This window comes from Micromonospora okii (assembly GCF_020884795.1).
In the GTDB taxonomy this organism is placed as follows: domain Bacteria; phylum Actinomycetota; class Actinomycetes; order Mycobacteriales; family Micromonosporaceae; genus Micromonospora; species Micromonospora okii.
This window is the reverse complement of sequence record NZ_BBZF01000019.1, coordinates 171956-198663: the sequence shown is the minus strand read 5'-3', so window position 1 is coordinate 198663 and position 26708 is coordinate 171956. Positions and strand designations below refer to the sequence as shown.

At 74.3% G+C, this 26708-nt stretch carries 28 protein-coding genes and 2 pseudogenes; 11 read left to right on the top strand and 19 right to left on the bottom strand.

Annotated elements, in window-relative coordinates; genetic code table 11:
• Positions 1–19: 19 nt before the first annotated feature.
• Together LPU43_RS17890 and LPU43_RS17885 are read left to right on the top strand one after the other, a co-directional pair.
• On the top strand, positions 20–736 hold the full coding sequence (locus tag LPU43_RS17890) for a thymidine kinase (protein WP_373321741.1): 717 nt from the start codon (positions 20–22) through the stop codon (positions 734–736).
• A 227-nt stretch (positions 737–963) separates the two neighbouring features.
• A pseudogene (locus LPU43_RS17885) lies at positions 964–2052 on the top strand (Tn3 family transposase); the annotation flags it as partial.
• A 207-nt stretch (positions 2053–2259) separates the two neighbouring features.
• Here LPU43_RS17885 and LPU43_RS17880 read toward each other — a convergent pair.
• The 3 genes from LPU43_RS17880 to LPU43_RS17870 are packed head-to-tail and all read right to left on the bottom strand — an operon-like array spanning position 2260 to position 4475.
• Positions 2260–2553 carry a DUF1330 domain-containing protein gene (locus LPU43_RS17880; protein ID WP_229401590.1) on the bottom strand — a complete coding sequence of 98 codons (294 nt, stop codon included), beginning with the start codon at positions 2551–2553 and terminating at the stop codon, positions 2260–2262.
• A gap of 33 nt (positions 2554–2586) precedes the next feature.
• Positions 2587–4020 carry an MFS transporter gene (locus tag LPU43_RS17875; RefSeq protein ID WP_229401589.1) on the bottom strand — a complete coding sequence of 478 codons (1434 nt, stop codon included), beginning with the start codon at positions 4018–4020 and terminating at the stop codon, positions 2587–2589.
• Positions 4017–4475 carry a MarR family winged helix-turn-helix transcriptional regulator gene (locus LPU43_RS17870; protein ID WP_229401588.1) on the bottom strand — a complete coding sequence of 153 codons (459 nt, stop codon included), beginning with the start codon at positions 4473–4475 and terminating at the stop codon, positions 4017–4019. Before LPU43_RS17870 ends, LPU43_RS17875 begins: the two co-directional genes overlap by 4 nt.
• A gap of 708 nt (positions 4476–5183) precedes the next feature.
• Between LPU43_RS17870 and LPU43_RS17865 the strand changes: the two genes are divergently transcribed.
• Positions 5184–5531 carry a site-specific integrase gene (locus tag LPU43_RS17865; protein ID WP_229401587.1) on the top strand — a complete coding sequence of 116 codons (348 nt, stop codon included), beginning with the start codon at positions 5184–5186 and terminating at the stop codon, positions 5529–5531.
• Positions 5532–5720: 189 nt separating this feature from the next.
• Here LPU43_RS17865 and LPU43_RS17860 read toward each other — a convergent pair whose 3' ends face one another.
• The 3 genes from LPU43_RS17860 to LPU43_RS17850 all read right to left on the bottom strand — a co-directional run bounded on the left by LPU43_RS17860 (position 5721) and on the right by LPU43_RS17850 (position 8257).
• A complete protein-coding gene (locus LPU43_RS17860) occupies positions 5721–6179 on the bottom strand; it encodes an Rv0361 family membrane protein (RefSeq protein ID WP_229401586.1) in 459 nt (152 codons plus the stop codon).
• Positions 6180–6318: 139 nt separating this feature from the next.
• Positions 6319–7317 carry a tyrosine-type recombinase/integrase gene (locus LPU43_RS17855; RefSeq protein ID WP_229401585.1) on the bottom strand — a complete coding sequence of 333 codons (999 nt, stop codon included), beginning with the start codon at positions 7315–7317 and terminating at the stop codon, positions 6319–6321.
• 112 nt (positions 7318–7429) lie between these two features.
• On the bottom strand, positions 7430–8257 hold the full coding sequence (locus LPU43_RS17850) for an aldo/keto reductase (protein WP_229401727.1): 828 nt from the start codon (positions 8255–8257) through the stop codon (positions 7430–7432).
• A gap of 59 nt (positions 8258–8316) precedes the next feature.
• Between LPU43_RS17850 and LPU43_RS17845 the strand changes: the two genes are divergently transcribed.
• A complete protein-coding gene (locus LPU43_RS17845) occupies positions 8317–9420 on the top strand; it encodes an IS30 family transposase (RefSeq protein WP_306416149.1) in 1104 nt (367 codons plus the stop codon).
• Here LPU43_RS17845 and LPU43_RS17840 read toward each other — a convergent pair.
• Positions 9407–9547 carry an aldo/keto reductase gene (locus LPU43_RS17840; RefSeq protein WP_255686308.1) on the bottom strand — a complete coding sequence of 47 codons (141 nt, stop codon included), beginning with the start codon at positions 9545–9547 and terminating at the stop codon, positions 9407–9409. The genes LPU43_RS17845 and LPU43_RS17840 overlap by 14 nt on opposite strands.
• Before the next feature lie 62 nt (positions 9548–9609).
• Entirely contained in the window at positions 9610–10038 is a 429-nt protein-coding gene (locus tag LPU43_RS17835) for a VOC family protein (RefSeq protein ID WP_229401582.1), read from the bottom strand.
• A gap of 113 nt (positions 10039–10151) precedes the next feature.
• Between LPU43_RS17835 and LPU43_RS17830 the strand changes: the two genes are divergently transcribed.
• Together LPU43_RS17830 and LPU43_RS17825 are read left to right on the top strand one after the other, a co-directional pair.
• A complete protein-coding gene (locus LPU43_RS17830) occupies positions 10152–11111 on the top strand; it encodes a helix-turn-helix transcriptional regulator (RefSeq protein ID WP_229401581.1) in 960 nt (319 codons plus the stop codon).
• Entirely contained in the window at positions 11108–12277 is a 1170-nt protein-coding gene (locus tag LPU43_RS17825; protein WP_229401580.1) for a winged helix DNA-binding domain-containing protein, read from the top strand. The genes LPU43_RS17830 and LPU43_RS17825 overlap by 4 nt, the downstream gene beginning before the upstream one ends.
• Here the strand turns inward: LPU43_RS17825 and LPU43_RS17820 are convergent.
• The 3 genes from LPU43_RS17820 to LPU43_RS17810 form a co-directional block, all read right to left on the bottom strand.
• The gene (locus LPU43_RS17820) at positions 12250–13911 is read right to left on the bottom strand and encodes an ABC-F family ATP-binding cassette domain-containing protein (protein ID WP_229401579.1); all 1662 of its coding nucleotides are present in this window, start codon (positions 13909–13911) and stop codon (positions 12250–12252) included. The genes LPU43_RS17825 and LPU43_RS17820 overlap by 28 nt on opposite strands.
• A 255-nt stretch (positions 13912–14166) precedes the next feature.
• Entirely contained in the window at positions 14167–14592 is a 426-nt protein-coding gene (locus LPU43_RS17815; protein WP_229401578.1) for an Hsp20/alpha crystallin family protein, read from the bottom strand.
• A gap of 138 nt (positions 14593–14730) precedes the next feature.
• On the bottom strand, positions 14731–15258 hold the full coding sequence (locus tag LPU43_RS17810) for a DUF2087 domain-containing protein (protein WP_229401577.1): 528 nt from the start codon (positions 15256–15258) through the stop codon (positions 14731–14733).
• Positions 15259–15385: 127 nt separating this feature from the next.
• Here LPU43_RS17810 and LPU43_RS17805 point away from each other — a divergent pair.
• Positions 15386–15789 (top strand): annotated as a pseudogene (locus LPU43_RS17805) (hypothetical protein).
• Between the two features lie 49 nt (positions 15790–15838).
• Positions 15839–16312 carry an HNH endonuclease gene (locus LPU43_RS17800; protein ID WP_229401575.1) on the top strand — a complete coding sequence of 158 codons (474 nt, stop codon included), beginning with the start codon at positions 15839–15841 and terminating at the stop codon, positions 16310–16312.
• 229 nt (positions 16313–16541) lie between these two features.
• Here the strand turns inward: LPU43_RS17800 and LPU43_RS17795 are convergent, their stop codons facing one another.
• On the bottom strand, positions 16542–17270 hold the full coding sequence (locus tag LPU43_RS17795; protein ID WP_229401574.1) for a TioE family transcriptional regulator: 729 nt from the start codon (positions 17268–17270) through the stop codon (positions 16542–16544).
• A 46-nt stretch (positions 17271–17316) separates the two neighbouring features.
• Here LPU43_RS17795 and LPU43_RS17790 point away from each other — a divergent pair, with 46 nt between their 5' ends.
• Positions 17317–18540, top strand: coding sequence for an erythromycin esterase family protein (locus tag LPU43_RS17790; protein WP_229401573.1), 1224 nt, complete (start codon positions 17317–17319; stop codon positions 18538–18540).
• 17 nt (positions 18541–18557) lie between these two features.
• Here LPU43_RS17790 and LPU43_RS17785 read toward each other — a convergent pair whose 3' ends face one another.
• Positions 18558–19373 carry a GNAT family N-acetyltransferase gene (locus LPU43_RS17785; protein WP_229401572.1) on the bottom strand — a complete coding sequence of 272 codons (816 nt, stop codon included), beginning with the start codon at positions 19371–19373 and terminating at the stop codon, positions 18558–18560.
• Between the two features lie 198 nt (positions 19374–19571).
• Here LPU43_RS17785 and LPU43_RS17780 point away from each other — a divergent pair, with 198 nt between their 5' ends.
• Complete coding sequence (locus LPU43_RS17780) at positions 19572–20138, top strand: maleylpyruvate isomerase N-terminal domain-containing protein (RefSeq protein WP_229401571.1); 567 nt, start codon at positions 19572–19574, stop codon at positions 20136–20138.
• Between the two features lie 102 nt (positions 20139–20240).
• Here the strand turns inward: LPU43_RS17780 and LPU43_RS17775 are convergent, their stop codons facing one another.
• The 6 genes from LPU43_RS17775 to LPU43_RS17750 form a co-directional block, all read right to left on the bottom strand.
• A complete protein-coding gene (locus LPU43_RS17775; protein WP_229401570.1) occupies positions 20241–21134 on the bottom strand; it encodes a hypothetical protein in 894 nt (297 codons plus the stop codon).
• Between the two features lie 60 nt (positions 21135–21194).
• On the bottom strand, positions 21195–21671 hold the full coding sequence (locus LPU43_RS17770; protein WP_229401569.1) for a DnaJ family domain-containing protein: 477 nt from the start codon (positions 21669–21671) through the stop codon (positions 21195–21197).
• Between the two features lie 90 nt (positions 21672–21761).
• Positions 21762–22328 carry a GNAT family N-acetyltransferase gene (locus tag LPU43_RS17765; RefSeq protein ID WP_229401568.1) on the bottom strand — a complete coding sequence of 189 codons (567 nt, stop codon included), beginning with the start codon at positions 22326–22328 and terminating at the stop codon, positions 21762–21764.
• Between the two features lie 55 nt (positions 22329–22383).
• Complete coding sequence (locus LPU43_RS17760) at positions 22384–23226, bottom strand: SDR family NAD(P)-dependent oxidoreductase (protein WP_229401567.1); 843 nt, start codon at positions 23224–23226, stop codon at positions 22384–22386.
• Entirely contained in the window at positions 23223–24539 is a 1317-nt protein-coding gene (locus tag LPU43_RS17755) for a flavin-containing monooxygenase (protein WP_229401566.1), read from the bottom strand. Before LPU43_RS17755 ends, LPU43_RS17760 begins: the two co-directional genes overlap by 4 nt.
• Before the next feature lie 62 nt (positions 24540–24601).
• Entirely contained in the window at positions 24602–25246 is a 645-nt protein-coding gene (locus LPU43_RS17750) for a TetR/AcrR family transcriptional regulator (protein ID WP_229401726.1), read from the bottom strand.
• Between the two features lie 78 nt (positions 25247–25324).
• Here LPU43_RS17750 and LPU43_RS17745 point away from each other — a divergent pair, with 78 nt between their 5' ends.
• Positions 25325–26674 (top strand): MFS transporter, encoded by a 1350-nt coding sequence (locus LPU43_RS17745; RefSeq protein ID WP_229401565.1) that lies wholly within the window; start codon positions 25325–25327, stop codon positions 26672–26674.
• Positions 26675–26708: the final 34 nt, after the last annotated feature.

Here is a 26708-nt window from a genome sequence, read left to right as displayed (position 1 = left end):
TCGACTAGGCTGCCCCGACGTGACCGACGACGCCGCTGCCGCACCGATCTGCCGGGCCCGCCCCCTGCCGGGCCCGGACGACGCCCCCGTCGGCTGCGCCGCCGCCCGTGGCGTCGACGGCCGGCCGATGCACGCCGCCGCGCTGCGGTTCTTCTGGGGGCCGATGGACTGCGGCAAGTCCACCATGGCGTTGCAGATGAACCACAACCACGCCCGGCAGGGCCGCCGCGGGCTGGTCACCACCCGCATCGACCGGTCGCTGGGCCCGCAGGTCACCACGCGCATCGGCCTGGCCCACGCCGCGATCGAGGTCACCGACGACCTCGACCTGCGCGACCTGGTCCGCGACGCCTGGGCCGAGGGGGTACGCGTGGACTACCTCATCTGCGACGAGGCGTCGTTCTACAACCTGGAACACGTCGAGCAGATGGCCGAGCTGGTCGACGGCTACGACGTCGACGTCTACGCCTTCGGCCTGGCCACCGACTTCCGGTCCTGCCTGTTCCCCGCCGCCCGGCGGCTGTTCGAGCTGGCCGACTCCGTGGCCCGCATCCAGGTCGAGGTGCTCTGCTGGTGCGGCCGGGAGGGCCTGCTCAACGCCCGCGTCGTCGGCGGGCGCGTCGTCCGCGAGGGCGAACAGGTCGTCATCGGCGACACCGTCGACAGCACCGACGTGCGCTACCAGGTGCTGTGCCGGCGGCACTACCGATCCGGGGACCTCGGCCCCCGCGCCTGACGGGCCCGCCCGTAGTTTCCAGACCAAAAACAACGGTAAGAACTGAGGATTGATCAAGGTCTGCCCTGAGCCCTAGCGTCCCGTCCTGTTTGGTGACGTGACGATCGATGCTCAGGCGGTGGTTCGTGGCGACTCAGGACGTGTTCTCGGCGGAGGAACTGGCGCGGCTTCGGGGCTTCCCGGAGGTCAACCGGGCGGAGTTGATCCGGTACTTCACGTTGACCGGTGCCTGGACCGCTGAGTGGTACTTCCGGCCGGAGACCCTGGAGGCGGCCAACGCCGCGGTGGTCAACTACCACCACCGGCTCCCGCTGACCCGGGCGTTCGGCTCGGGCACCCTTTCGTCGTCGGACGGGCAGCGGTTCCCGGTCAAGGGCAAGTCCATCACCGCCCGGCACCTGTCGCGGTACTTCGCCCGCGGTCAGGGCGTCTCCACCTACACCCACGTCTCCGACCAGCACTCGACCTTCGACACGAAGGTCATCGTCGCGACCGCGCCCGAGTCGCACTACGTGCTCGACGGGCTGCTGGGCAACGAGACCGACCTGCCGACCTTCGAGCACGTCACCGACACCCACGGCGCGACCCTGGCGAACTTCGCCCTGTTCGACCTGGTCGGCAAGCAGCTCTCGCCGCGGATCCGCGACCTCGGAAAGATCACCCTTTATCGGAGCGGGCCGAAGGCTGACTTCCTCGACCGCTACCCGCGGGCCGGCGGCCTGCTGACCCGGCGCTTGAACACAGACCTGATCACGAGCACGTGGGACGACCTGCTGCGCGTTGCCGCCTCAGTGCAGGGCGGCCACGCGACCGCGGCGCTGGTCGTCGGGAAGCTGTGCTCCTCGAAGCGGCAGCAGAACGCGCTGACCAGCGCGATCAAGGAGTACGGGGCGCTGCGCCGTACGGTCTACGCGGCCCGTTACCTGGCTGACGAGACGTACCGGCGGCGCACCGCCCGGCAGCTGAACAAAGGCGAGAACCTGCACGCCCTGCGCCGTAGCCTCGCCTACGCCGGCGAGGGAGCTCTGCGGCGCCGGCACCATGAGCAGCAGACCAAGCAGATGTGGTGCCTGACCTTGGCGACCAACGCGATCGTCTGCTGGTCCACCGAGTACCACGGCCTCGGCGTAGCCGCCCTGCGCCGCACCGGACGCCAGGTCGACGACGAGGTCCTGGCGCACATCTGGCCGACCCACCACGAGAACGTGCACTTCTACGGCACCCACTCGGTCGACATCGACGGCGAGCTCGCCCAGCTCGACACCGACGGCTACCGGCCGCTGCGGCTGGCCGAAGTCGCCCCGGCGATCGGCTGACTGGTTTTCGATGTTCGAGCAGCCGTGGTGGCTCAAGCCCTACGGCTGCTCGAACGTGATGGCGCGCAGGGGCTGGAAGGACATATCGGGCTCCCCGGGAACATGGGCATCATGTTCCTACGAGCCTGACGCAACGTCACGATCGTTAACTGCCCGTCCTCAAGATTCCCGACAGAGTCCTTCAGTGAAGATCCGACTGGACCTCGGTCAGTCGATGCCTTCGACGATGCGGAAGTCGCGCTCGACGCCGTCGGAGAGGGCGACCAGCGCCTCGCGGTAGGCCGCACTCTCGTGCGCCGCGACGGCCTGCTCGAAGCTGTCGAACTCGACCAGGACGGTACGCTCGGCGATTCCGGCGTCATGCGCCACGACCCGACCGCCACGGACGAGGGTCCGACCGCCCCCGGCCTTGACGGGCGGACCGGCCAGCTTGTTGTAAGCAGCCAGCTTCTCAGGGTCTGAAATGGTGCGGTAGACGCTGACCCAGTAGCCCTTGGGCATGGAACCTCCAGTGTTGGGATGAGTGCATCTGACTTACGGGTTGGTCTCGGACGAGCGTCGGCGGGCGAGAGCAAGGCTTGTCAGCGTCGTGATCGCCATGGCGCCGATGCCGACCAGCGCCGCGGTGGTGTAGGCGCTGTCGTCGGGGAAGAGGTGGCCGGGGCCGGTGCCCGCGGCGAGGATCAGGCCGCCGATGGCGCTGCCCAGGGAGTACCCGACGCTGCGGATGACGTAGTTGAAGCTCATGGCGCTCGACGTCTCGCTCTTGGGGGTGACGGCCAGGATGACGCCGGGCATCGCGGCCGAGAAGCCGCCGACGCCGAAGCCGAGCACGCCCATCGCCGTGAACAGTTCGGCAAGGTCCGACCGGGCCGCCGCGAACAGGGCGAACCCGCCGCCGACCACGACGGCGCTGCCGGCCAGGAGCAGGGGGTCGGCGATCCGCGTCCGGACCCGCGGCGTGAGCTTGCCGGCGACGAACCCCAGCACCGAGAACGGGATGAGGACCAGCCCGGCGACGAAGGTCGTCAGCCCGAAGCCGTAGCCGGCGCCGTGCGGCGTCTGCGCGTACCGGGTGATGAGCGTGAGCAGGAGGTACATGCCGATCCCGCCGACGAACATGGCGAGGTTCGCCCCGGCGACCGCCGGGTGCCGCACCGCCCGCACATCGACCAGGGGCGTCGTGCTGCGCAGCTCGATGACGGCCCAGACGCAGAGCAGCACCACCGCGACGACGGCGAGGACCGCCGCCACGGCGAGGTGCCGGCTCCACAGATTCCGTTCGCCGGCGAGGAACAGCACCAGGAGCAGCGCAGCGGCCAGGACGACCGCGCCTGCCACGTCCACGTGGGCGGAGCGGCCTTCGGGGGCTTCGGGCATGGAGCGCCACGCGGTCAGGAGGGCGGCGGCGGTGACGACCAGGCCGAGGCCGTAGGCGGCCCGTACCCCTCCGAACTCGGCGAGCAGTGCGGCCAGCGGGTAGCCGACGCCGGCCCCGATGATCGAGACCACCGAGATCAGGGCGATCACGGCCGCGCTGCGCTCTTCGGGGAGGTGGTCTCGGGCCACGCCCATCATCAGCGCCGTCAGCCCGAGCCCGACGCCCTGGGCCGCCCTGCCGGCCAGCAGCCACGCGAACGGCAGCGGCAGCACGGTGAGCGCGCTGCCGGCGACGACGACCGCCAGCGTGGCGAGGATCGTGGCCCGCCGGTGCGGGCCGGCTCCGAGTCGGCCCAGGACCGGCGTGGCGACGGCGCCGCTGAGCAGCGCGATGGTCAGCGTCCACTGCGCGCTGCCGAGCGAGACGTGGAACGAGGTCGCCACGCTGGTGATGAGCGGCGTCCCGAGGCTGGCGACCGCCGCCACGACCAAAGCGATGAACATCAGGGCGGGGACCAGCAGCCGCGCCTCGGAACGCGCCACCGGGAACGCCTTCACCGCGACCCCGCCGACCGGCTGTCCGGTCACTGCTTCGGCCCTTCGCGGTCCTGGCTTTCGAGCTCTGCCAGATGCTTCAGCGCCGGAAGGGCCGCCACCAGCGCCTCGACCTCGTCGCCGGTGAGCTCGCCGATCAACCGCTCGAACGCGTGGACGCCCGCCTGGCGCCGCGTCCGGACATAGGAGGCGCCGGCCTCGGTCAGGCACACCAGCGTCACCCGCTTGTCGGACGCGTCGCCCCGCCGCTCGACCAGGCCGGACTCCTCCAGCACCCGGACCAGGGCGGTCATCGCGGGCTGGGTGACGCCCTCGACCGCGGCCAGATCGGTGATGCGCCGCGGTCCGGTCCGGTCCAGGGTGGCCAGAGTAGCGGCGGACGTCAGGCTCATGTCCCGGGGCAGGCGTCTCGCGGCCCTGGTGGCCAGGCCGTAGAGGGCTGCCCCGATGGCGGCGGACGCGCCAGGAGCGGTGTCTTGACGACTCACGCTCGAAGCATAGCAAACTTATATTCATAGTGTATGGAAATGAGTCGACTGGCGCGGGCGCGCGCTGGCCGTCACGCCCGCCGCGATGGAAGTGCTCGGTGGGGATACCTGCGCCGGGCCGCCGGCCGCGTCGCCGTGGTGATCTCTCGCCGCGATCGTGTGCACACCGACTCCGGCGACCCGCGCGGAACCTATGGCGAGGTCGGGGGATCCCAGCAATACGAGTCCGACCGCAGTGCCTGGAAGGTCGGCAAATACATCCGCGAGCACGCCGAGTTGTCGCCGCGCTCACCCCGGAGATCTACGAGCAGACGATGGCCCGCTGGGACTCCGCGCCGCGAACACCTGGAACAAACACCTGTCCGCGCTGACCTCGTTCACCGCCTACTGCCGCCGCCAGGACTGGCTGACCACCGACCCCGGCCGACGCCTGGAACGCCGCAAGGTCACCCGGACCCGGGACAAAGCCATCCCCCGCGCCCGGCTGGAACGGCTGTTCACCGACAACCGCAACCCGCTGCGCGAGCGGGTGCTCTGGCGGATGCTCTACGAGACCTGCGCCCGGGCCGAGGAGATCCTCGGCCTCGACGTGCCCGACCTCGACATGGAGTTCCGCCGCGCCCTGGTCACCGAGAAGGGCGGCGACCGCGCCTACGTGCAACCGCCCGCCTGCTGCCCCGGCTGCTGGTCGGCCGCAGCGTCGGGCCGGTGTTCCTCGCCGACCGACGCGCCGCGTCAGCCGGGCACCGCGCGCCGGCCCTGGGCGACATCTGCCCGGAGACCGGCCGGGGCCGGCTGTCCTACCCGCGCGCCGAGTACCTGTTCAAGCAGGCGTCCCAGCTCCACGACCCGCACGGAACCGGGTACACGCTCCACCAGCTGCGCCACTCCGGGCTGACCCACCTCGCGGCCAAGGGCCGCAGCGCCGCCGAGCTCCAGGCCAAGTCCCGCCACCGGCACCTGGCCACCCTCGGCATCTACGTCCGGCTCGGCGAGGAAACCTCCGCTCGCATCACCGCCGAGAACGACGAGCACCACCGTCGGCACCGGCGCTGACCACGCGTCCCACTTACCGGGATCAAGATAAAACAGCCGGAACGGCTGCCCTGGACTCCAGCTTGAGGAAGCGACCGCAGGTGAGAGCCTAGATCAACTGCTTGCCGTTGTTTTTGGTCTGGAAACTACGGGCGGGCCTGACGGGCCCCCGCGCGGGCCGGACGACGTCGGCGTCGAGGGCGATCCCCCTCAGAAGGGGTCCCCGCAGACCCGCCACGTGCCGTCCTCCTGCACCACCGGCAACTCGCGTTCCTCTGCGCCGCCGCCGTCGCGGTGCAACCGCACGCGCACGACGCCGCGCGGCCGGCCGGACCGGGTCGCCACCGACACGTCGACGATCTCGTGACCGCGCACCTGCGGCGGGGTCCGCACCCAACTGCCGAACCCGGCCTGGCTCCACCGGTCGCGCGCCTGCCCGCACAGCCGCTCGTACGCCCGGTCGGTGTCGCCCGCCGCGACGTCGCGGAGGAACCCGTCCGCGGTCTGGCGGACCGGACCGTCGGCCTGCACCACCACCTGGGCGTTCCACACCGCCAGGCCGGCCACTCCGACCAGGCAGGTGCCCAGGCCGAGGCCGGCGGCCAGCGCACCGGCGCGCACCGGCCGACGGCGCCGCGCCGGTCGGCGCCACCCCTGCTCCCCGCCCATCACCACCGACGGTAGGCCACCGGCGACCCGATCGCGGCCGGACCCGACGCCCGGTCGGCCTTCCGTCCGCCCGGCCGGGGGGCGGGCACCGCCCCGGCGAGCGGTGACCTCGGCCGCCCCGGCTACCGGCGGCGGGGCCTCAGGTGCGCCGCCGGGCCCGGGCCGCCCAGATCACGTACGCGGGGTCGCGGTCGAGGTTGTGCCGGTCCCGGTCGTAGCGGCGGGTGGTGCGCGGGTCCGAGTGCCCCATCGCGTCCTGCACGTCCTCCAGCGGCACCCCCTCCGAGCGGGCCGTGGTGGCGAACGCGTGCCGCAGCGAGTGCGGCGACAGCTTCGCCCACGCCGGGATGCCGGCGGCGCGGGCCAGGCGGCGGACCATCCGGAACACCGAGTGCCGGTCCAGCCGACCGCCGGTGGCGGTCACCAGCAGCGGCCCGGTCAGCTCGGGCACGCTCACCCCCTGCGCGGCGGCCCGCTCGGCCAGGTAGGCGTCCACCGCGTACGCGGTGCCCGGGGTCAGCGCCCGGCGGCGGACCTTGCCGCCCTTGCCGACGAACCGGACGCTGCGGTGCCCCCGCTCCGCGCCCAGGTCGGTCAGGTCCAGCGAGATCAGCTCGCCGACGCGCAGCCCCAGGTCGGCCAGCAGCGCGAGGGCGGCCCGGTTGCGGGCGGCGGTCGGCCCGGTGTCCGCCTCGGCGGCGGCGAGCAGCGCGTCGACCTCGTCGGGGGTCAGCCCGACCGTGGCGGAGTGGTCCCGGTCGATGCGGGGGCGGTCCGCGCCGGAGACCGGGTTGCCCTCGACCGCCCGCAGCTTGACCAGGAAGTCGTACCAGCTCGACAGCGCCGACAGCCGGCGCGCCACGGTGGCCGGGGTCAGCGGCCGGCCGCTCTGCGCGGCCAGGGTGGTCTCCAGCTCCCGGGCGTAGGCGTTGACGTCGAGGAAGCTGGCCCGCAGCGGGTCCAGGTCCCGGGCCGCGCACCAGGTGAGCCAGCCGGCGACGTCCCGCCGGTACGCGTCGCGGGTGTGCTCCGACAGCCGCCGGTTGCGCAGCCACGCCTCGGTGAAGTCGACCGGCCCGCCGGGCAGGGCCGGGGCGGCGGCGGGGCGGGACAGCACGGGGAAGCCGGGATGGGACATGTGAGAAAGGCTCTCAGGCCGGCCGGTGATCGGCGGTGAGGCGCGCCCACGCGGGTCGTCCGGGCGGTCGCGTGCGCGGCCGCCCGGACCCTTTCCCGCAGGTGACGCCGCATCAGGCGGCGGCGCGCTCCCGGGCGGGCCGCCTGCGCAGGGCGGGAACCCGCAGCGCCGGTGGCTGGTAGGCGATGTCGAGCGCCGCGACGTCGGTGCCCGGTGGGGCGAGGGCGTCGATGCGGTCGAGCAGGTCGTCGTCGAGGACCACGTCCGTGGCCTCGAGCAGGTCCTCCAACTGCTCCATCGTGCGGGGACCGATGATCGCCGAGGTGACGCCGGGGTGGGAGATCGCGAACGCCAGCGCCAGGTGCGCGACCGGCATTCCCGCCTCCCCGGCCAGGGCGATGATCCGCTCGACGAGATCCAGCGCCCGTTCGTCGGTGAGGTACCGGGGCACCCACTTCATCCGGCCGCTGTCGGGTCGCCGGCCCTTGCGGTAGCGGCCGGCGAGCATTCCCCCGGCCAGCGGGCTGTACACCAGGGTGCCGATGCCGTACCGCTCGCAGACCGGCAGCACCTCACGTTCGACCGCCCGGTTGAGGATCGAGTACGTCGACTGCTCGGTGCGCAGCCGGGCCAGGCCCCGCCGCTCGGCGACCCACTGGGCCTCCACGATCTCCGGGGCCGGGAAGTTCGAGGAGCCGATCGCCCGGACCTTGCCGCTGCGCAGCAGGTCGGTCAGCGCGGCCAGGGTCTCCTCGATGTCCGTGCCCGGATCGGGATGGTGGATCTGGTACAGGTCGATGTGGTCGACCCGCAGCCGGCGCAGCGAGTCCTCGACGGCGGTGACGATCCAGCGTCGGGAGTTGCCACGACGGTTCGGGTCCCCGCCCATCGCGCCGCTGAACTTGGTGGCGAGCACGACGTCGTCACGCCGGCCCCGCAGCGCCGCGCCGACGATCTTCTCGGTCTCGCTGTGACCGTAGAGGCGGTTTCTAGGCTTCAGTGCAACTGATCTTGGTTGGGCTGGAGGTTGTGGTGGCGAGGCCGGGTGTGTTGACGTTCGGGCATCGGCAGGTGTTGGAGCATTTGTGGGCTTCGGGTCGCACGATTTCGCAGATCGCGGCGGTGGTGGGCGTGCCGGTGTGCACGGTGTCGCGGGAGGTGGCGCGGAACAACAGTGCGCGGCACGGGACGAAGAACCCGCTCGGGCGGTCGTTGCCGTCTGGGCGGGCTCGCCGCCCGTATCGGTGGGGGTATCAGGCGCAGTGGGCACAGCGGCGGGCTGACGTGGCCAGGCGGCGGCCGGCGCGGTCGAAGCTGGCGGTGGATAGGCGGCTGCGGCAGGTGGTGGCGGGGAAACTGGCCCGTAGGTGGTCTCCGAAGCAGATCGCCGCGTGGTTGCGGGCCACGTTCGCTGACCGGCCGGAGTTGCAGGTGTCCCACGAGACGATCTACCAGGCGATCTACGTGCAGTCGCGGGGCAACCTGCGAGCGGAGTTGGGCCGGCAGGTGGCGCTACGGTCGGGCCGCACCCGCCGGCGCCCGCAGTCACGTGCCGCGGGTGCCGCCCGCAGCCGGCGGCCCTGGATCGGGGACCTGCACATCAGTAGCCGGCCGGCCGAGGCCACCGACCGGGCGGTGCCCGGGCACTGGGAAGGTGACCTGGTCATCGGCAAGGCGGGAGCCTCAGCGATCGTGACCCTCGTGGAACGAGCCACCCGCTACGTGATGCTCGGCGCCCTGCCCCACGGCCGCGACAGCGAAGCCGTCATCGGCGTACTCACCGACCTGACCACCCGCATGCCCGCGCACCTACGCCGATCACTGACCTGGGACCAGGGCACCGAGATGGCCACCCACCCGCAATTCAGCATCGCCACCGGCTGCCCGGTCTACTTCTGCGACCCCCACAGCCCCTGGCAACGCGGCACCAACGAGAACACCAACGGGCTCCTACGCCAGTACTTCCCCAAAAGCAGCTACGACTTCCGCACCATCGACCAAAACGGCCTGGACGAAGTCGCCCACGAACTCAACACCCGACCCCGCGAAACGCTGGGCTGGAACACACCAGCCCAACGCCTCGCACAACTCATCGCACCCTAACGATTGCACTCACACCTTGACCCCGCCAGACGTCGGCGGTGTCGATGACGTTGATCCCGGCGTCCAGTGCCCGGTGGATGATCCGGACGCAGTCTTCCCGGTCGGTGTTGGCCATCCCGAACATCATGGTGCCGAGGCAGAAGGGGCTGACCTGGATGCCGGTCCGCCCCAACGCGTGCGTCCTCAAGATCAGGCGGCCGGGTCGTGGTCGACGGCGACGTCGAGGACCCAGGTGACACCGAAGGGGTCGGTGAGCATGCCGTACAGCGGCGCCCAGCCGGCCGGGCCGAGGTCGACCACGATGGTGGAGTCCTCGGCGAGCTTCTTCCAGTAGCCGCTGATCTCGTCGGCGTCCCTGCCCCGGACGGAGACGAAGAACGGCGCGTCGCCCTGGCTCCACGGCCGCGACGACGGCACGTCGTACGCCATGATCGCGAAGCCGTCGGGCGAGGTGACCTGGCCCCACATGATCTGGTCGGCCTCGTCGGGGTTCTGCACGGCGTGGGCGTCGGCGTAGGTGACCGCGACCAGGTCGCCGCCGAAGACCGAACGGTAGAACTCCAGCGCCTGCCGGGCGTTGCCCCGCAGGTTGACGTGGGTGACGGTGTTGACAGCCATGACGATTCGTCTCCTGTTGTGGTTCGGACAGCAGGCCGGGTTTCCGGTGCGGGGAGAACGATCGCAGGGGTAGCGGTCAGCTTGTGGCCGCTACCTGCGGCAGGATCACCGTCATGCCAAAGACGTCGGCCCGACTGCTGTCGCTGCTGTCGCTGTTGCAGGCCCGCCGTGACTGGCCGGGCCGGCTGCTCGCCGAGCGGCTGGAGATCAGCCCCCGCACGGTGCGCCGGGATGTCGACCGGCTACGCGAACTCGGCTACCCGATCCGTGCCGTCAAGGGGCCCGACGGCGGCTACCGGCTCGACGCCGGCACCCAACTGCCGCCGCTGCTGTTCGACGACGACCAGGCCGTGGCCATCACGGTCGCGTTGCAGCTCGCGGCCGTCTCGGGCACCGTCGGGGAGGCGGCGGCGCGGGCGCTGACCACCATCCGGCAGGTCCTGCCCCGCCGGCTGCGGCGCCGCGTCGACGCCCTGCGGGTCACCGCCGTCGCGGCGCCCACCACGCGACCGGACCCGCCGGTCGACGTGGCGGTGCTGACCGCCGTGGGCGACGCCGCGCACGCCCGCGAGGTGCTGCGCTTCGACTACGCCGCCACCGACGACCAGCGGCCGCCCCGCCGGGTGGAGCCGCACCACCTGGTCACCTGGAACGCCCGCTGGTACCTCGTCGCCTGGGATCTCGACCGGCACGACTGGCGCACCTACCGGGTCGACCGCATCCGCCCCCGCACCCCGACCGGGCCCCGCTTCGCCCCACGCGAACTGCCCGCCCCGGACGTGGCCACCTTCGTGGCGGCGAGGTTCCGGGGCAACGACACCTCCCCCGACTGGCCGTGCGTCGGCGAGGTCGTCCTCGACCTTCCCGCGCAGGTCGTGGCCACCTACCTGCGCGACGGGACGGTCGAGGCGCTCGGCCCCGACCGGTGCCGCCTCGTCCAGGGCTCCTGGTCGTGGACGGCCCTGGCCGCCTCCCTCGGCCGGTTCGGCGCCGACCTGCAGGTCGTCGGGCCGGCGGAGCTGAAGGACGCCTGCGCCGAACTCGGCCGCCGCTACACGCGGGCCGCCGCGTGACCCCGCCGACGCGGCACGTCGGCGACGCCGAACGCCGCGCCCGGCTCGCGATCCGGCACGCCCTGGCCCCGCAGTTCCGGGTCGCCTCGCCGGAGGCCGTCACCCGGGCGGTGGCCGTCCTGCACGCCACCGAACCCGCCACCGTCTACTTGTCCTGCGCCGCGCGGGCCGACACGCTGACGACCGCCGACGTGCACCGCGCCCTGTACGACGACCGCAGCCTGGTCAAGCAGCTCGCCATGCGCCGCACCCTGTTCGTCTTCCCCCGGGACCTGCTGCCGGCGGCGTGGGCCGGTCCCTCCGCCCGCGTCGCCGCCACCGAACGCGCCCGGATGGTTAAGGACGTCGTCGCGGCGGGCCTGGCCACCGACGGCGACGCATGGCTCGACGGGGCCCGCGCCGAGGTGCTCGCCCTGCTCGCCGACGCCCCACAGGGGCACGTCGCCCAGGACGTCCGCCGCGCCGTCGCGACGATCGACGTCAGGGTGACGGTCAGCCCGGGCGCCCCCTGGACGGCGTCTCGGGTGCTGACCCACCTCGGCCTCACCGCCGACGTCGTGCGCGGCGCCAACACCGCCGGCTGGCACACCTCCCGCCCCCGGTGGACGCTGATGCGCCACTGGCTCGGCGCGCTGCCCGACCCGACGACCGCCGCCGACGGCTACCGCGAGATCGTGCGCCGCTGGCTGTACGCGTTCGGCCCCGGCACCGAGGACGACTGCGTGTGGTGGCTCGGCGCCACCAGGACCGTGGTGCGCAGGGCCTTCGCCGAGCTCGGCGCGGCGCCGGTCACGCTCGACTCCGGCCGGATCGGCTGGCTGCTGCCCGACGACGGCGACCGGATCACCGACCCGGGGCCGTGGGCGGCGCTGCTGCCCGTGCTCGACCCCACCGTCATGGGATGGCAGGACCGCGGTTTCTTCCTCGGGCCCCACCGTGACGTGCTCTTCGAACGCCGGGGCAACGCCGGCACGACCGCCTGGGTCAACGGCCGGACCGTCGGCTGCTGGGTGCAGGACGCCGCCGGCGCCGTGCGCGTGCGACTGGTGGAACCGGTGTCGGCCGCCGAGCGGCGCCTGCTCGACGTCGAGGCGCAACGCCTGACCTCCTGGCTCGCCGGGTTCCGCGTCCCCACCGTCTACACCTCGCCCGCCATGGCCGCCTGACCCCGGGGCGCGCCGACCGGCTCGTCGTGCAGGCGGCCGTCGGCGAGGCGCCACCGCCGGTCGACGCCGACCGCGTCGGCGAACCACACGTCGTGGGTCACCAGCACCACCGTCCCGGAGAACTCCCGCAGCGCCGCCTCCACCACGTCGAGGGAGTCGAAGTCGAGGTAGTTGGTCGGCTCGTCGAGCAGCAGCACCCGCGCCCGGCTGTTGACCATCGCCGCGAGCAGCAGCCGGCGCAGCTCCCCGGCGGAGAGCACCCGCAGCGGGGTGTCCCACTGGTCGGGGCCGAACAGGTGCGCGTCGAGCAGCCGCTCGGCCTCGTCGACGTACACCGGGACCTGGGAGCGGAACCACCCCAGGACCGTGACGTCGGTGCGCAGCGCGTCGTGGGTCTGCGGCAGCAGCGCCACCGGCCCGGCGGCGGTGACCGTCCCCGCGTCGGGTGCGCGCTGCCCGGCGAGCAGCCGCAGCAGGGTGGTCTTGCCGGCGCCGTTGTCGCCGGTGAGCAGGACCCGCTGCCCGGCGTCGACGACGAGGTCCAGGTCGCGCAACAGCGTCCGCCCGCCGGCCTGCGCCGCGAGCCCGGCCGCGCGCAGCGCCGGGGCGTCTTCGCCGGTGGGCTGCGGGAACGCCAGGGTCAACACCGGTCGGGTACGGGGCTCGGCCAGCCAGCGGATCGAGTCCATCTGCCGGCGCAGCCGCCGCTCGCGGGCCTTGGCCTTCTTCGCCACCTTCTTCGCGTAGCGGCGGACCTGGTCGGAGCCGAGGCCGGTGCGCACCGACTCCTCCACGCCGCGCGCCTGCTGCCGGGTGCGGTCGATGTCGGCCAGCCAGCGCCGGTGGTCCTTGCGCTGCGCCTCGTAGTCCAGCAGCAGCCGCTGCCAGCGGCGGGTCCTCTCCGCCCGGTAGGCGGTGTACCCGCCGGTGTAGGTCTGCGGCTCGTCGTGGATGCCGTCGAGTTCCACGATCCGGGTGACCGTCCGGTCGAGGAACGCCCGGTCGTGGCTGACCACGAGCACCCCGCCGTCGAAGGCGGCCAGCCAGCCACCCAGCCAGGCGATGCCGTCGGCGTCGAGGTGGTTGGTGGGTTCGTCGAGGATCAGCAGGTCGGGGGCGTCCAGCAGCACCCGGGCCAGGGTGAGCCGGGCCTGCTCGCCGCCGCTGACCCGGTGCAGCGGCGCGGCGTCGTCCAGGTGCGCCACGTCGAGGCGCTGGCGGACCTCCGCCAGCCGGGCCTGCGCCCGCCAGCCGTCCAGCGCCGCCCACCGCTCCTGCGCCTCCCCGTACGCGTGCAGCGCGTCGGTGTCCCCGGCGGCGAGCCGCCGCTCCAGGGCGCGCAGCTCACGTTCCAGGGGACCCAGCTCGCCCAGGCCGGCGGCGAGGAAGTCGGCGACGGTGACCGTCGGGTCGGGCACCTGCTGGGCGAAGTACCCGATCGTGGTGCCGGGGGCGCGGTGCACGTGCCCGGTCGACGGGGCTTCCGCGCCGGTGAGCACGCGCAGCAGGGTGGACTTGCCGACGCCGTTCGGGCCGACCAGGCCGACCCGGTCACCGGCGTTGACGACCAGGTCGACGCCGGTGACCAGCGGATCGGCGTCGTACTGCTTGCTGACGGACACGACCTTCAACACGGTGCTCCTCCGCAGGGGACGCGAGACGGGACGGACCGGCCCGGGATGGGGCGATCGGTCGGTGCGCGTGGCGGCGGGCTTCGCCCGGCCGCTGCCTGCGGATCACATGTGTCGGTCGGCTCCCTGTCGGTCGGCTGTTTGGTCGGGTCCACTCTCGCATCCCGTACGGCGGCGCGCGACCGCGTTTCCCCGCCTGCCCGCACCCGGGTCAGGCGGGCGCCGGGCGGGATGTGGCTCCCGCCCGGCGCGGGACGGTCAGGCGTCGATCTGCCTGCGGCCGTTGCCGGTCGTGGTCACGGCGACCCGCCGCGGCTTGGCCCGCTCGGCGACCGGGATGCGCAGCGTCAGCACGCCGTTGTCGTAGCCGGCCTCGAGGTTGTCGGTGTCGAGGGTGTCGCCGAGGAACAGTTGCCGGCTGAAGGTGCCCATGGGTCGCTCGGCGGCCACCAGCTCGACGTTGTCGCCGGTCGGGCGGCGGCGGGACGCGCGGACGGTCAGCACGTTGCGCTCCACGGTGCACTCGATGCTGTCCGGGTCGACGCCGGGCAGGTCGAACGCGGCGTGGAAGTGGTCCCCGTCGCGGTAGGCGTCCATGTGCATCACGGCCGGGCGGGCGGTGGTGCCGAAGAACTGCTCGGCGATCCGGTCGATCTCACGGAACGGGTCGGTACGCATCAGCATGGCTCTGCCTCCTCGGTTCTCCTGGTCCAAGGTCTCAAGTTGAGTCTGGGCGACTCAAGTTCCTTCGACTTCTGTTTTAGCGCGCTGCCCCCGCGACGTCAACCCGGCCTGAGAGCGACGCCGCGTCGCGCCGGTTCGTCACGGCCCCGTCCGCCAGTAGACGCCGGACTCGCGGGTGAGCAGCAGGTCGTCGACCAGGTAGCGGCGCAACGTCACGTGGTCGGCTTCGCCCCCCTCGCACCAGGGGCGCAGGGCGTCGTCCACGGCCCGCTCCGGGTAGCGCCGCCCGGGCTCGAAGGTCCGCGCGGTGATGTGCTCCAGCAGCACCCGACGGCGACCGCGCTGGGCGGGCAGCCGGGTCAGCGCGCCGTCGCGCAGGAACGTGCGCAGGATCGTCTCGCGCGCGTCGGTGGCCGGCGCGGTCGGCGCCGCCGCGCCGGCCCGGGCCAGCTCGCGCAGCCGCTCGCCGTCGACCCGCAGCCCGCAGCCGTCGTCGGCCAGCACGCCCGAGTCGGTGAGCCGGCGTACGGCGGTGGCGATGTCCCGGGCGGGCAGACCGGTGCGCGACACCACGGCGGGCACGTCCCGGGCACCGAGCACGATCGCGGCGAACACGACGCGGCGGCGCTCGTCGGCGAGCGCCCCCGCGAGGACCTGTGTACTCATGCCCCGCACCCTGCCAGCACTCACCCGGGGACGGCCAGGCGTTTTCCACCCACCGTCGACCAGGCCGCGCCCGCGTTTCCCCAGCCCCGTCGGTTACCTCGGCCCGGTGTCCGGGGAAGCCACGGGCATGGCCGAGACCTTCGCAGACCAGGACCTGACCACCCTGCGGTCCATCGCGCGCGGTGCCGGCATACCGGACACCGAGCGCATGCCGCACGACGAACTGGTCGACATGTTGCGCCGCGCCGGCCTGGCCGAGCCGGACCCGCGGGCCGCCGACACCACGCTGGGCGGCCCGGGCGAGGGCACTTACCACGGCCGTGGCGTCGGACGCCGCGAGTCCGCGGGCGGGGTGGGCGCGGAGACCGGCTGGCCGGACCAGCCGACGCGCGATCCCGCCGGGCTGGCCGGGCTACCGCGCAGCGACCTGCGGCTGGGCGACGAGACCACCGGCGGCCGGGCCGCCGAGCAGGCGATCGGCGCGCGCCCGGCGAGTCCGACACCGAGATCGACAACGGCACCCGACGCTGATCCCGCCCGGGCACGCCGTGTGGCGGCGCGGGTGCCCTAGGCTTCCCGCGTGCTGTCAGGAGTGCAGGGACTGTCGCGCCACTTCACCCAGGAGTCGCTGAGGGCGTACCTGCTCCAGCGCTCGCAGCGGCAGCCCGGCGGGTGCCTGATCGTGCGCGGCTACGGCAGCAGGCGCGGGGTCCACCAGAAGGTGGCCGGCCGGGCGTGGGCTCACGTCGCCGCGTACGCGGTCTTCGTCGGCGGCTACCAGCCGGGCCTGGAGGTCCACCACGAGTGCGGCGTGCCGGACTGCATCGAGCCGAGCCACCTGCGGCAGCTCTCCCACGCGGAGAACTGCCGCACCCGCTCGCAGCGGCCGCAGTGCCGCAACGGCCACGACCGCGAGCCCGACCCGGAGACGGGCCGCTACCGCAAGGTCTGCCGGCGCTGCAACAGCGAGGCGCAGAGGCGGTGGCGGGAACGCCAGGCCGCCGAGGTCGCCCGCGCCCGGGCCGCAGTCGGCGTCGCCCCGTCCACGCCCTGATCGGCTTCGACCGGGTGGGTGTGGGCTCGCCGTATGGCGGGCTCACAGACCCGACTACACCAGCGTAACTCATTACGCACAAGAACTGTCATTATGGTGTGCTGATGTTATGCCCCCTTTGTCCGGCTTATTTGCGGGATTGCTGTTAACAACAATCCGATAATCAAGGCAAGCGGCGGTGCGAATCGGCGGGACGTGCGGTGGGGAAGAGGCCGGGGGCGCGGCGCGGTTACGGACGCTGGCTGGCGCGGAGGTAGGCGTCGAGGGCGGCGGCACCGGCGAGCATGGCGCGGCCACGGGCCGACAGTCGGGCATGCCAGTCGCGCAGCGCCGATTCGAGAGGCGCGACGCCTCCGGCGGCGCAAACCTGGACGATCAGCGGGGCGATCTGCGCCAAGGGGTAGCCGCCCCGCCGGAGCTGGTGGACGAGCAACGCGTCGCGCACGTCCGCCGCGCCGTAGACCCGGTAGCCCGTCCGCCGGTCGCGGCCCGGCCGGACCAGGCCGGCGCGCTCCCACGCCCGCAGGGTGGCCGGGCGCACGCCGAGCCTGCGCGCCAAGGGGCCGACGAACGTGTCGCCGCGCTCCGCCGCCACGGGAGCGAGGCCGCCGAGCGCGTCCTCCACCGCCTGGAAGGTGCGGCGGTCGTCGAGGAGTTGCGCGTGGCTCTCGTCGACGCGCCGCAGCGCGTCCTCGACCGCGCCCCGGTTGACGGCGCGCATGATCTCCGCAGCCGTGGGGTGGCCGTGCCCGGGCACGAGGGCGAGGAACGCGCACAGCGCCTGGGCGTGCAGCGGCGTGTAGGCGCGGTAGCCGTGCGGGCTGCGCTCGGCCACCGGGAGGATGCCGGCCGCCTCGTAGTTCCGGACCGCCTGCGTGGACAGCCCGTGCGACCGCGCCAGGTCGACCGGCCTGAGCCGACCACCGTGTTGAGGGTTTAGCCGCACCGTCCTGCCCATGTCGCGGAAAAGTCTCCACCGTCGCTTCAACGATAGCGTTGAAGATATGACTGTCGCTGTCGAGGACGCCGCCCATCCCGTCGACGCCGCCACCGTCCTGGGGCTGCTTCCGGCCAGGCCACGGCTGCTCGCCCTCGGCGAGCCCACCCACGGCGAGGACGTCCTGCTCGAGGTGCGCAACGAACTGTTCCGGCAACTCGTCGAGCGGGAGGGCTACCGCACGATCGCCATCGAGAGCGACAGCGTGGCGGGCCTGGTCGTCGACGACTACGTCACCTCGGGCGCAGGCACCCTCGACGAGGTCATGCGGCGCGGCTTCAGCCACGGGTTCGGCGCGTCCCCGGCCAACCGGGAACTCGTGCGCTGGATGCGCGCGTACAACGACGGCCGGCCGGCGGCCGAGCGGCTGCGCTTCGTCGGGTTCGACGGCCCCCTGGAGATCACCGGTGCCGCGAGCCCCCGGCAGGCCCTCACCGCGCTGCACGCCTACCTCGCCGCCCGGACCGACGACGACCTGCTCACCCACGACGTGCAGACCCTCGACCGGCTGCTCGGCGACGACGAGCGGTGGACGGAACCCGCCGCGATGACGGACCCGTCCCGCTCCGTGGGGCGCACGCCCGAGGCCGAGCGCCTCCGGCTGCTCGCCGACGACCTCGTGGCCCTGCTCGACACCCAGGCGCCGCGCCTGATCGCGGCCTCCTCGCGGGACGACTGGGACCGGGCGCGCATGTACGGGCGCACTGCCGTCGGGCTGCTGCGGTACCACCACCGGATGGCCGACCCCGCGCCGAGCCGCATGGCGGGGCTGTTGGCCACGCGGGCGTCGATGATGGCCGCCAACCTGCTCGCCGTCGCCGAGCGCGGCCCCGCGCTGGTGTACGCCCACCACGCGCACCTGCAACGGCACGAGAGCACGATGCGGATGTGGCAGGGGCCGGTGCGGTGGTGGAGCGCCGGCGCGATCGTCGACGCCCGACTCGGCCAGGAGTACGCCGTGCTCGCTACCGCCCTGGGCACGATCCGCCACCACGGGGTGTCGACCCCGCCACCGGACACCGTCGAGGGGCTGCTGTACGCGCTGCCACAGGACCGCTACGTCGTCGACGTCCGCAGGCTGGCCGCCGCCCTCGGCGACGTGCCGCCCGCCGCCCGGGTCTCCCCCTGGTTCGGGTACGCGCCGCTGGACCCGGCGCACCTGGCGGGCAACGACGCGATCGTGTTCGTCCGGGACGCGCCGGCGGGGCGGACGTGGTGGCCGGCGGCCTGACCGGCGACGGTGCTCCTTCAGGGGGTGAGGGCGTGCTCGGTGAAGTGGCCGCAGGCGGTGAAGCCAAGGCGGCGGTAGACGGGCTCGCCGTCGGCGGACGCCTGCAGCACCGCGATCTCGTAGCCCGCGTCGCGGGCGGTGTGCAGGGTGGCCACAGTGACGGCGCCGCCGTAGCCGCGGCGGCGGGCGGTGGCGAGGGTGGCGATGTTGTAGATCCCGGCAACGCCCGCGTGCAGGAAGACCTCGGCGGAGCAGACGGGACGGCCGTCGACGTAGCCGACGAGGTAGCGGGCGGGGCAGTCGGCGTTGAGCGCCAGGTCGGCGGCGTCGGCGAAGAACCGGCGCACCGTGGCGGCGGGCGGGTCCCAGTTCGCGGCGAGAACCGTGGCGTAGTCGGCGAGCTGCTCCGCAGTGGTCACCAGGCGGATGTCCAGGCTGTCGGCGCGCGCCTCGGGCAGCGGGCCGCGCAGGTCCTTCCACATGCCGGTCTCGGTCTCCGACGCCTCCAGGCCGGCGGCCCGGAGGTACTCGGCGAGATCGCCCGGCGTGGAGGCGGGGCCCACCCACCAGGAGAAGGGGCGGCTGGTGGCGGCCAGGGTCCGGGCCGTCTCCGTGGCGCGGACCGGGGCGGTGGCCGGGGTGAAGCGGGCCGCCGCGACGATGTTGAAGGTGTCGTCGGCGAGACCGCTGTCGGCGATCAGCAGGTCGCCGGTCTCGGTGACGGAGGCGCCTTCCAGGTGCCGGTGCAGGTGGCAGGCGTGCTCGGCGAGGTTCTGCTCCATCGCCAGCAGAAGGCCGGGTTCATCGATCGGCGGGAGATTTGTGGAATTCATGGTGATTCATTGCAGCACGCCACCTGAGGTACCCGCAGGGTGGGGGCTGGCCGACCTCGCGGTGCGCACCGCCGCCGACCGTCCCGCGCCGCCGTCGCCTGAAGCGGGTGCCGGGCGTACCCGTCGGTGACCTGTGGGTGGTACCGGCGCGTGGTGGGTGCCCGTAGGATCGCGGCCGACGATCTGGGGGGTGACGGGGTGGACGGGTCACACGTGCGGGCCGCGTCCGGTGAGGTGCTGCGGGTGCTCGGCGCGCACGTCGACCGGGACTGGGCCGTGCCCGCCGGCACGCTGGAGTGGAGCTGCCTGGCCACGGCGGCGCACGTGGCGCACGACCTGCTCGCGTACGCCGGGCAGGTCGTCGGCCGGCCGGCGGACGGCTACCTGCCGTTCGACCTGACCGTCTCCCCCAGCGCGACCCCCGCCGACGTCCTGGCCGTCGTGGCTGCCTGCGCGGAGCTGCTGGCCACCGCCCTCGACGCCGCCGGCCCGCAGCAACGGGCCTGGCACTTCGGCGCCTGCGACCCGAGCGGGTTCGCGGCGATGGGCGTCGCCGAGTCCCTGCTGCACACCCACGACATCACCCGGGGCCTCGGCGTGACCTGGCGACCGCCCGCTCCGCTCGCCGCCGCCGTGCTGGAGCGGCTCTTCCCCGACGCCCCGCCCGGCCCGCCCGTCGAGGTGCTGCTCTGGATGACCGGGCGCGCGGAGTTCGACGGCCGCCCCCGCCGCACCTTCTGGACGTGGCAGGCCGCGCGGCCGTGACACGGTGATCATCGCCATGGGGCTTCCGGAAAGCCCTTCCCGCAGCGAGGGATCGGGTCGGCGGTCATCCGTGGCTGTCGCGGCCCTGGTGCGGGCGGTGGGTCAACTCTGCCGTACCGGTTGCGCCGGCGGACCCGCCGCCCGCACCAGGCCCACCACCACGAGCGCGTACGCGGTCAGCTTAACGGCGGCGGTCAACGCCGGAACCGGGGCCGGCATGGACAGCGTCGGGGTGATGGCGAACCGGCCGAACAGGGCACCGTCGTAGGCGGCGATGGGCAGGGGCGTCGCCGTGAGAGCCGCGTCCAGCAACGGCAGGGCGACGGCGGCGAGCAGCGCAGCGCCCCCGGCGGCCAACCACAGGGCCCGCCGGGCGAGCGCCACGGTCAGCACGAGCGAGGCCAGCGCCAGCAGCAGCGGCGCCACCACCGCCACCACCGCCAGGCCCGCCGCAGTCGCCGCCTCGCCCGGATCCGAGTTGTCGTACATGTCCCGTGCATCGACCAGAACGCGCCACACCTGCACGACCCGGACGAGCGCGTACCCCACGACGAGGGTCACGGCGAGCGCGCCACCGGCGAGGGCGAGACGCCGTCGGACGGCCGGGACCGGCCGCCGCGCCTGCTCGCCGCCGCGTGCGGCGAGCCACAGCAGCAGCACGACCGCGAAGGCGGTGCCCGCCCAGGTCGCCGCCAGCCCTTCCGTGAACGTGTGCCACCCGTCGACCTCGACGGGGGAATCGCGGTACACGGTCCAACCACTTGTCGCCGGTTCGGTGACGGGCATGGTGCGGACCGCGTCGACGGCGGGCACGGCGAGCGCGACCGGCAGCGCCCACCCCGGCGACGGCAGCCTGGCCAGCAACACGTACGCCAGCAGCAGGAGCACCACCAGCACCTCGGCGTAGCGCAGGAGCGGACGGTCGGTCAGGACCCCGAGGACGTGACCGACGGCGAGCAGGGCCGCAGTGAGCAGTGCGACGGCGGTGGGACGCACCCGAGCATCCTGGCACCGACCCGCAGCAGCCGCTGCCCCTCGTGTGACCGGCCCCGGGGGTCAGGGACGGCGACGCCAGGGGCGCCACCAGCCCCGACTGCTGCGCCCCGGGGTCACAGGGACCGTAGCGGCGGGGGCCTGCGCCCGGGCCCGCTCCCGGTCGGCGCGCCAGCCGCGCACCACCTCGTCGGCGTTGACGGGCCGCACGACGACCTGCGGGCCGGTGGGGTTGCGCAGCCAGGCGAGGACCTCCCGGTTGAGGTCGCCCACGTACGCCCGCACGGACGCCTCGGTGGGCAGGTCCCGCACCTCGTGAGGCACTTTCTCGACCCGGCGGCGCAGCAGCAGCGGGGTGGGCAGCAGCAGGTCGCCGGGGATCTGCTCGCGCTCCAGGAAACTCTTGATCCACCACGACTCGTCGTAGGGCAGGTGCCGCCCCGGCAGCGGCTTGCCCGCACCGGGCAGGTTGTCGAACTCGCCGCGTTCCTGGGCGGCGCGGATCTGCGCCTCGGCCGCGGCCTCCCAGCGATCGGTCACCTCGCCACCTCCCTGCGATCCACCGTAGCGGCCGTCCGAGGGGACAGCGCCGGGCCGAGGTGGCGCATTCCCCGGAGGGAAGCCGCGTGGTCAGGCGCTCGGGCGGGGCGGTGCCCGCCGTACGTGCCGGTGCCCGTCGTGGGGGAACGGCTCCCGGGCGGGCAGGACCTCCTCGAACAGGTAGCCGGCCTTCTCCGCCACCCGGCACGACGCGGTGTTGTCGACCTCGTGCAGCAACTCCAGCCGGGTCAGGCCGGCGGCGGCGAACCGGGCGAACGCCCACCCGGTGACCGCCTCGACGGCCCGGGGCGCGACGCCGCGCCCGCGCGCCCAAGCGGCGGTCCAGTACCCCACCTCGGCGTGCGCGCGGCCGGGCAGGACCTCCTTGACGACGACGGTGGCGACCAGCCGGTCGCCGCCGTGGGGCTGCGGCTCCACGACGGCGAAGTCGAAGCGCCGGTCGGCGGCCCAGCCCTGCCGGCTGCGGGCCATCCAGCGCCGCGCGTCGCGGGCGTCGGCGATCGGCCGCCGGACCCGGCGGCGCAGCACCGGGTCGCGATGGGCCTCCACCAGGGCGGCCACGTCGGTGTCGCACCACGGGCGCAGCAGCAGTCCGGGGTGGTGGGCCGTCGCGGGGGCGCGCAGGATGACCGGCATCCCCGTAGTGTGGCCCGGCGCGGCCGTCGGCGGTGTCCCGTGCCGGCGGTCGCCGTCACGGGCTGCGGGGCTCCTGCGCCGCCGGGTCGCGGTGGCGGGCGACCAGCCCGGCGGCCAGCGGCGCCGCGTCGAGGTCCCCGGCGGCGACCCGCCCGGCGACGGTACGGCGCACGAGGCGGTCGGCGAGCGCGGGCGCGTGCCGGGCGAGGGCCATCTCGAGGCGCCCCCGGGCGGTGGTCGCCACGTCGCGGGGGGCCCGGCGGGCGGTGGCGGCGCGCAGGATCGCCGCGACGACGCCCTCGACGGGCTCCGGGCGGGACACCCCGCTCAGGGACAGCCCGGCTGCGGCGGTGCTGTCGTGGATCGGCGAGGCGACCATGCTCGGATAGACGACGCTGACGCCGACGTGGGTGCCGACCTCCAGGCGCAGGGCGTCGGCGTACGCGACGAGGGCGCGCTTGCTGACCCCGTACGCGGCGGCCAGGGGCAGCGGCAGCACCGCCATCCGGCTGGCCACGAAGACGACCCGGCCGTGGGCGGCCACGAGGGCGGGCAGGGCCGCGGCGGTGGTCCGCCAGGCGGCGAGCAGGTTCACCTCGAGCTGCCGGCGCACGGTCTCGTCGGGCGACAGCTCGGCGGGGGCGGGTCCGCCGACGCCGGCGTTGTTGATCAGCAGGTCGAGGCCGCCGAGCCGGTCGACGGCGGCGGCCACGGCGGCCGGCGCGGCGGCCGGGTCGGTCAGGTCGGCGGCGAGCACCGGCACGTCGGGGTCGTCGTGGGCGTGCAGGTCGAGGCCGACGACGCGGGCGCCGCCGGCGGTCAGCGCCGCGCCGAGGTGGCGGCCGAAGGTGCCCCGGGCGCCGGTGAGCAGGACCCGCCGGCCGGTCAGGGCGCTCACGACGCGGCCCGGGCGGCGCGGCGGGCCCCGGCGGTCAGCTCCCGGCCCAGCTCGGCCAGGTAGGCGTCGAAGTCGACCCGCATCGCGGGCCGCCGCTGCCCCCAGCGGGCGGTGGCGGCGAGCAGTTCGGCGCGGCAGGCGGCCCGCTGTGTGGCGGGGTCGGGTGGGGCGTACCGGCCGGCCAGGTGAGCGGCGACGAGCCGGGCCTGCGCCTCCACGAGGGGGAACGCCGCCCCGGTGGACTGCATCAGCCCGACGAACATCAGGCCGGGGGCGTCGAGGTGGAACACGTGCCGGTACAGCGGCAGGGTGTCGGCGCCGTCGCCGAGCAGCGCCGGGTCGAGGAAGGGGATCTCGACGCGGTAGCCGGTGCACCAGACGACCAGGTCGACGGCGTCGACGCGGCCGTCGGTGAACGTGACGCGGTCGCCGTCGAAGGCCGCGATGCCGGGGCGGGCCTCGATGTCGCGGTGGGTGAGCCGGGACAGCAGCGCGTCGGAGAGGGTGGGGTGGTCCTGGAGGAATCCGTGGGCGGGGGTGGGCAGGCCGTAGCGGGCGGGCGGGCCGACGGTGGCGGCGAGCATCGCCTGGGTGACCCGTTGGCGCAGCCGCCAGGGCAGCCGGCGGGCCAGGGCCCCGTTGAGGGTGTCCGAGGGGCGGCCGAGCAGGTACTTGGGCACCACCCACACGCCGCGGCGCAGGGACAGCAGGGTGCGTCGGGCGGTGTGGGAGGCGTCGACGGCGATGTCCATGGCGGAGTTTCCGCCGCCGACGACGAGCACGCGCCGGCCGGTGAGCTGGTCGGGGCCCCGGTAGGCGTGGCTGTGGAGCTGTTCGGCGGCGCAGTCGCCGGGGTAGCCGGGCTCGGGGAGCCGGGGCACCCGGTTGTGGCCGTTGGCGACGACGACCGCCTCGACGGTGACCTCGGTGGGCCCGTCGGGGCCGGTGGCGCGCACCGTCCAGCGGCCGTCGGGGGTGCGGGTGACCCGGTCGACGGTGTGCCGCAGCCGGACGGCGGCGAGCAGGCCGAAACGGTCGGCGTAGTCGTGCAGGTAGCCGGCGACGCGGGTGTGGTCGGGGTAGTCGGGCCAGTCCGCCGGCATGGGGTGGTCGGCGAACTGGGTGCGGGCCCTGCTGGTGTTCAGGTGCAGGGTGCGATAGGCGGGCGAGTCCGGCGCCCCGTACACCCACAGGCCGCCGACCTGCTCGCCGGCGTCGAAGCAGACGGCGTCGACCCGGGCGTCGGCGAGGGCCTTGAGGGTGGCCAGGCCGGCGGCGCCGGCGCCGATCACCGCGATCCTCGGTGCGCCCATGGTTTCCTCCCCCGACCGTTAATCCAACGACGGTTGGATAATGCGCGGGTCGCCGACCGGCGTCAAGGGGCGGTCGGGCCGTAGAGCCCGTGCAGGACGCGGTGCAGCCAGGCGCGGAACTCGCGGCGCTCCCCCTGCTCCGGCCCTCCCGGCACGGCCAGCGCCACCACGTGCCCGTGCACCGCCCACACCAGGCCGCGCACGGTGACGCGGGGGGTGGGATCGACCAGCGCCCCGGCCGCCGCCGCGTCGCGCAGCAGCCCCTCGACCAGGTCGTACAGCGGGGTGGAGTAGCGCTGGTCCAGCTCGGCGTGCCGGTGCGGCTCCAGCCAGCGACGCAGCCACAGCGCGGTGGTCTCCGGCCGGGCCTCGAGGAAGTCGACGAACACGTCGACCAGGTCGTGCAGCGCCTGCCGGGCCGCCACGGGCCCGGCGTCGAGGGCCACCCGGGCGGCCCGCGTCGCCGACTCCAGGGCCTGCCGCTCGGCGGCGAACACCCGGGCGAAGCAGGCGTCGTAGAGCTGCGCCTTCGTACCCGTGTGGTGGGAGACCGTGGCCACGTCGACGCCGGCGGCCGCGGCGACCTGCCGCAGCCCGACGGCGTCGAAGCCACGGGCGGCGAACAGCGCCGTGGCGGCGGCGAGCACCACCTCGCGGGTGTCGCGGTTCTCGGCGCGCCGGGGGCGGCCCGGTCGACGGCGGGGCATGGTCACGGCCGCCATTGTCCCCCTACAATCCAGCAACCGTTGGATTTGCGGCGGCGCGCCGTGGAAGGGACGCAGACCATGACCGGGCTCCACCAGCGCGCCGGCACGCCGGCCGCCGACCTGCCGCGGGGCCCGCTGCTCGGCTTCGCCACCGGCTCGCTCGGCATGGGCGTGTGGGTGACCGTGCCCGGGCTGCTGCTGCTGTACTTCCTCACCGACGTGCTTGCCGTGACGCCGTGGCTGGCGGGCCTGGCGCTGCTGGCGCCGAAGGTCGCCGACGTGCTGCTGCACCCGTGGGTCGGGCACCGCTGCGACGTGGAGCTGGCCCGCCGGGGCGACCGCCGGCGGCTGCTGCTGGCCGGCTGCGCGCTGCCGGTGGCGTTCGCGGCCCTGTTCGCGGTGCCCGGCGGGCTCACCGGCGCGCCGGCCGCCGCCTGGGTCGTGGTCTGCTTCGTCGCCGGGAACCTGCTGTTCGCCGCCTACCAGGTGCCCTACCTGGCCACCCCCGCCGACCTGCGCATCGGCTACCACGAGCGGACCCGGCTGATGGCGTTCCGGATGGTGGTGCTGACCCTCGGGATCCTGGTCGCCGGGCTGCTCGCGCCCCTGCTGACCGGCGGTGACGCCGCCACCCGGGCCGGCTACCAGCGGATGGGGCTGCTGCTGGGCGCGGGCACCCTCGCGGCCATGGCGGTCGGGGTGGCCGGCGTGGCCCGGCTGCGCCGCGCCGCCGGGACCCTGCCCGCCGCCCACGCCCCGGGCGGGTGGCGGGCGTTGACGGCGGCGCTGCGCGACCGGCAGTTCCGCTGGCTCGTCGCCGCGTACCTGGCGATGTCGACCACCACCCACCTGGTGCTCGCCGGCGTGCCCTACTACGCCGAGTACGAGCTGGGCCGCCCGGCGCTGACCACCGTGCTGGTCGCGGCGTTCGTCGCCCCGGCGCTGCTGGTCACCACGGCGTGGCTGGCGGTGGCCCGGCGGGTCGGCAAGCAGCGGGCGCTGCTGACCGCGCAGGCGGCGTTCGCCGCCGGGTCGGCGGTCCTCGCCGTGGGCCGCCCGGCCGGCCTGCCGGTGCTCGTCGCGGCGGTGGCGGTGCTCGGGGTGGCGTTCGCCGGGATGCAGCTGCTGCCGTTCGCGATGATGCCGGACGTCATCCGCGCCGCCGGGGCCACCGGCGCGGGCACCTACACCGGGGTGTGGACGGCCACCGAGGCCACCGGCGCGGCGCTGGGCCCCTACGCGTACGCGCTGTGCCTGGCCGCCGGCGGGTTCGTGGCCTCGGCCGCCGGCGACCCGGTCGCCCAGCCCGACACGGCCTTGGCGGCGATCCGCTACGGCTTCGGGCTGCTGCCGGTGGTGTCGATGCTCGCCGCGCTGCTGCTGCAGCGCCGCTACACCCTCGACGGGGCGGCCCGCGCCGCCGGCTGACCCGCAGCCGGTGCGCGTCGCGGGGGCCGGCGGG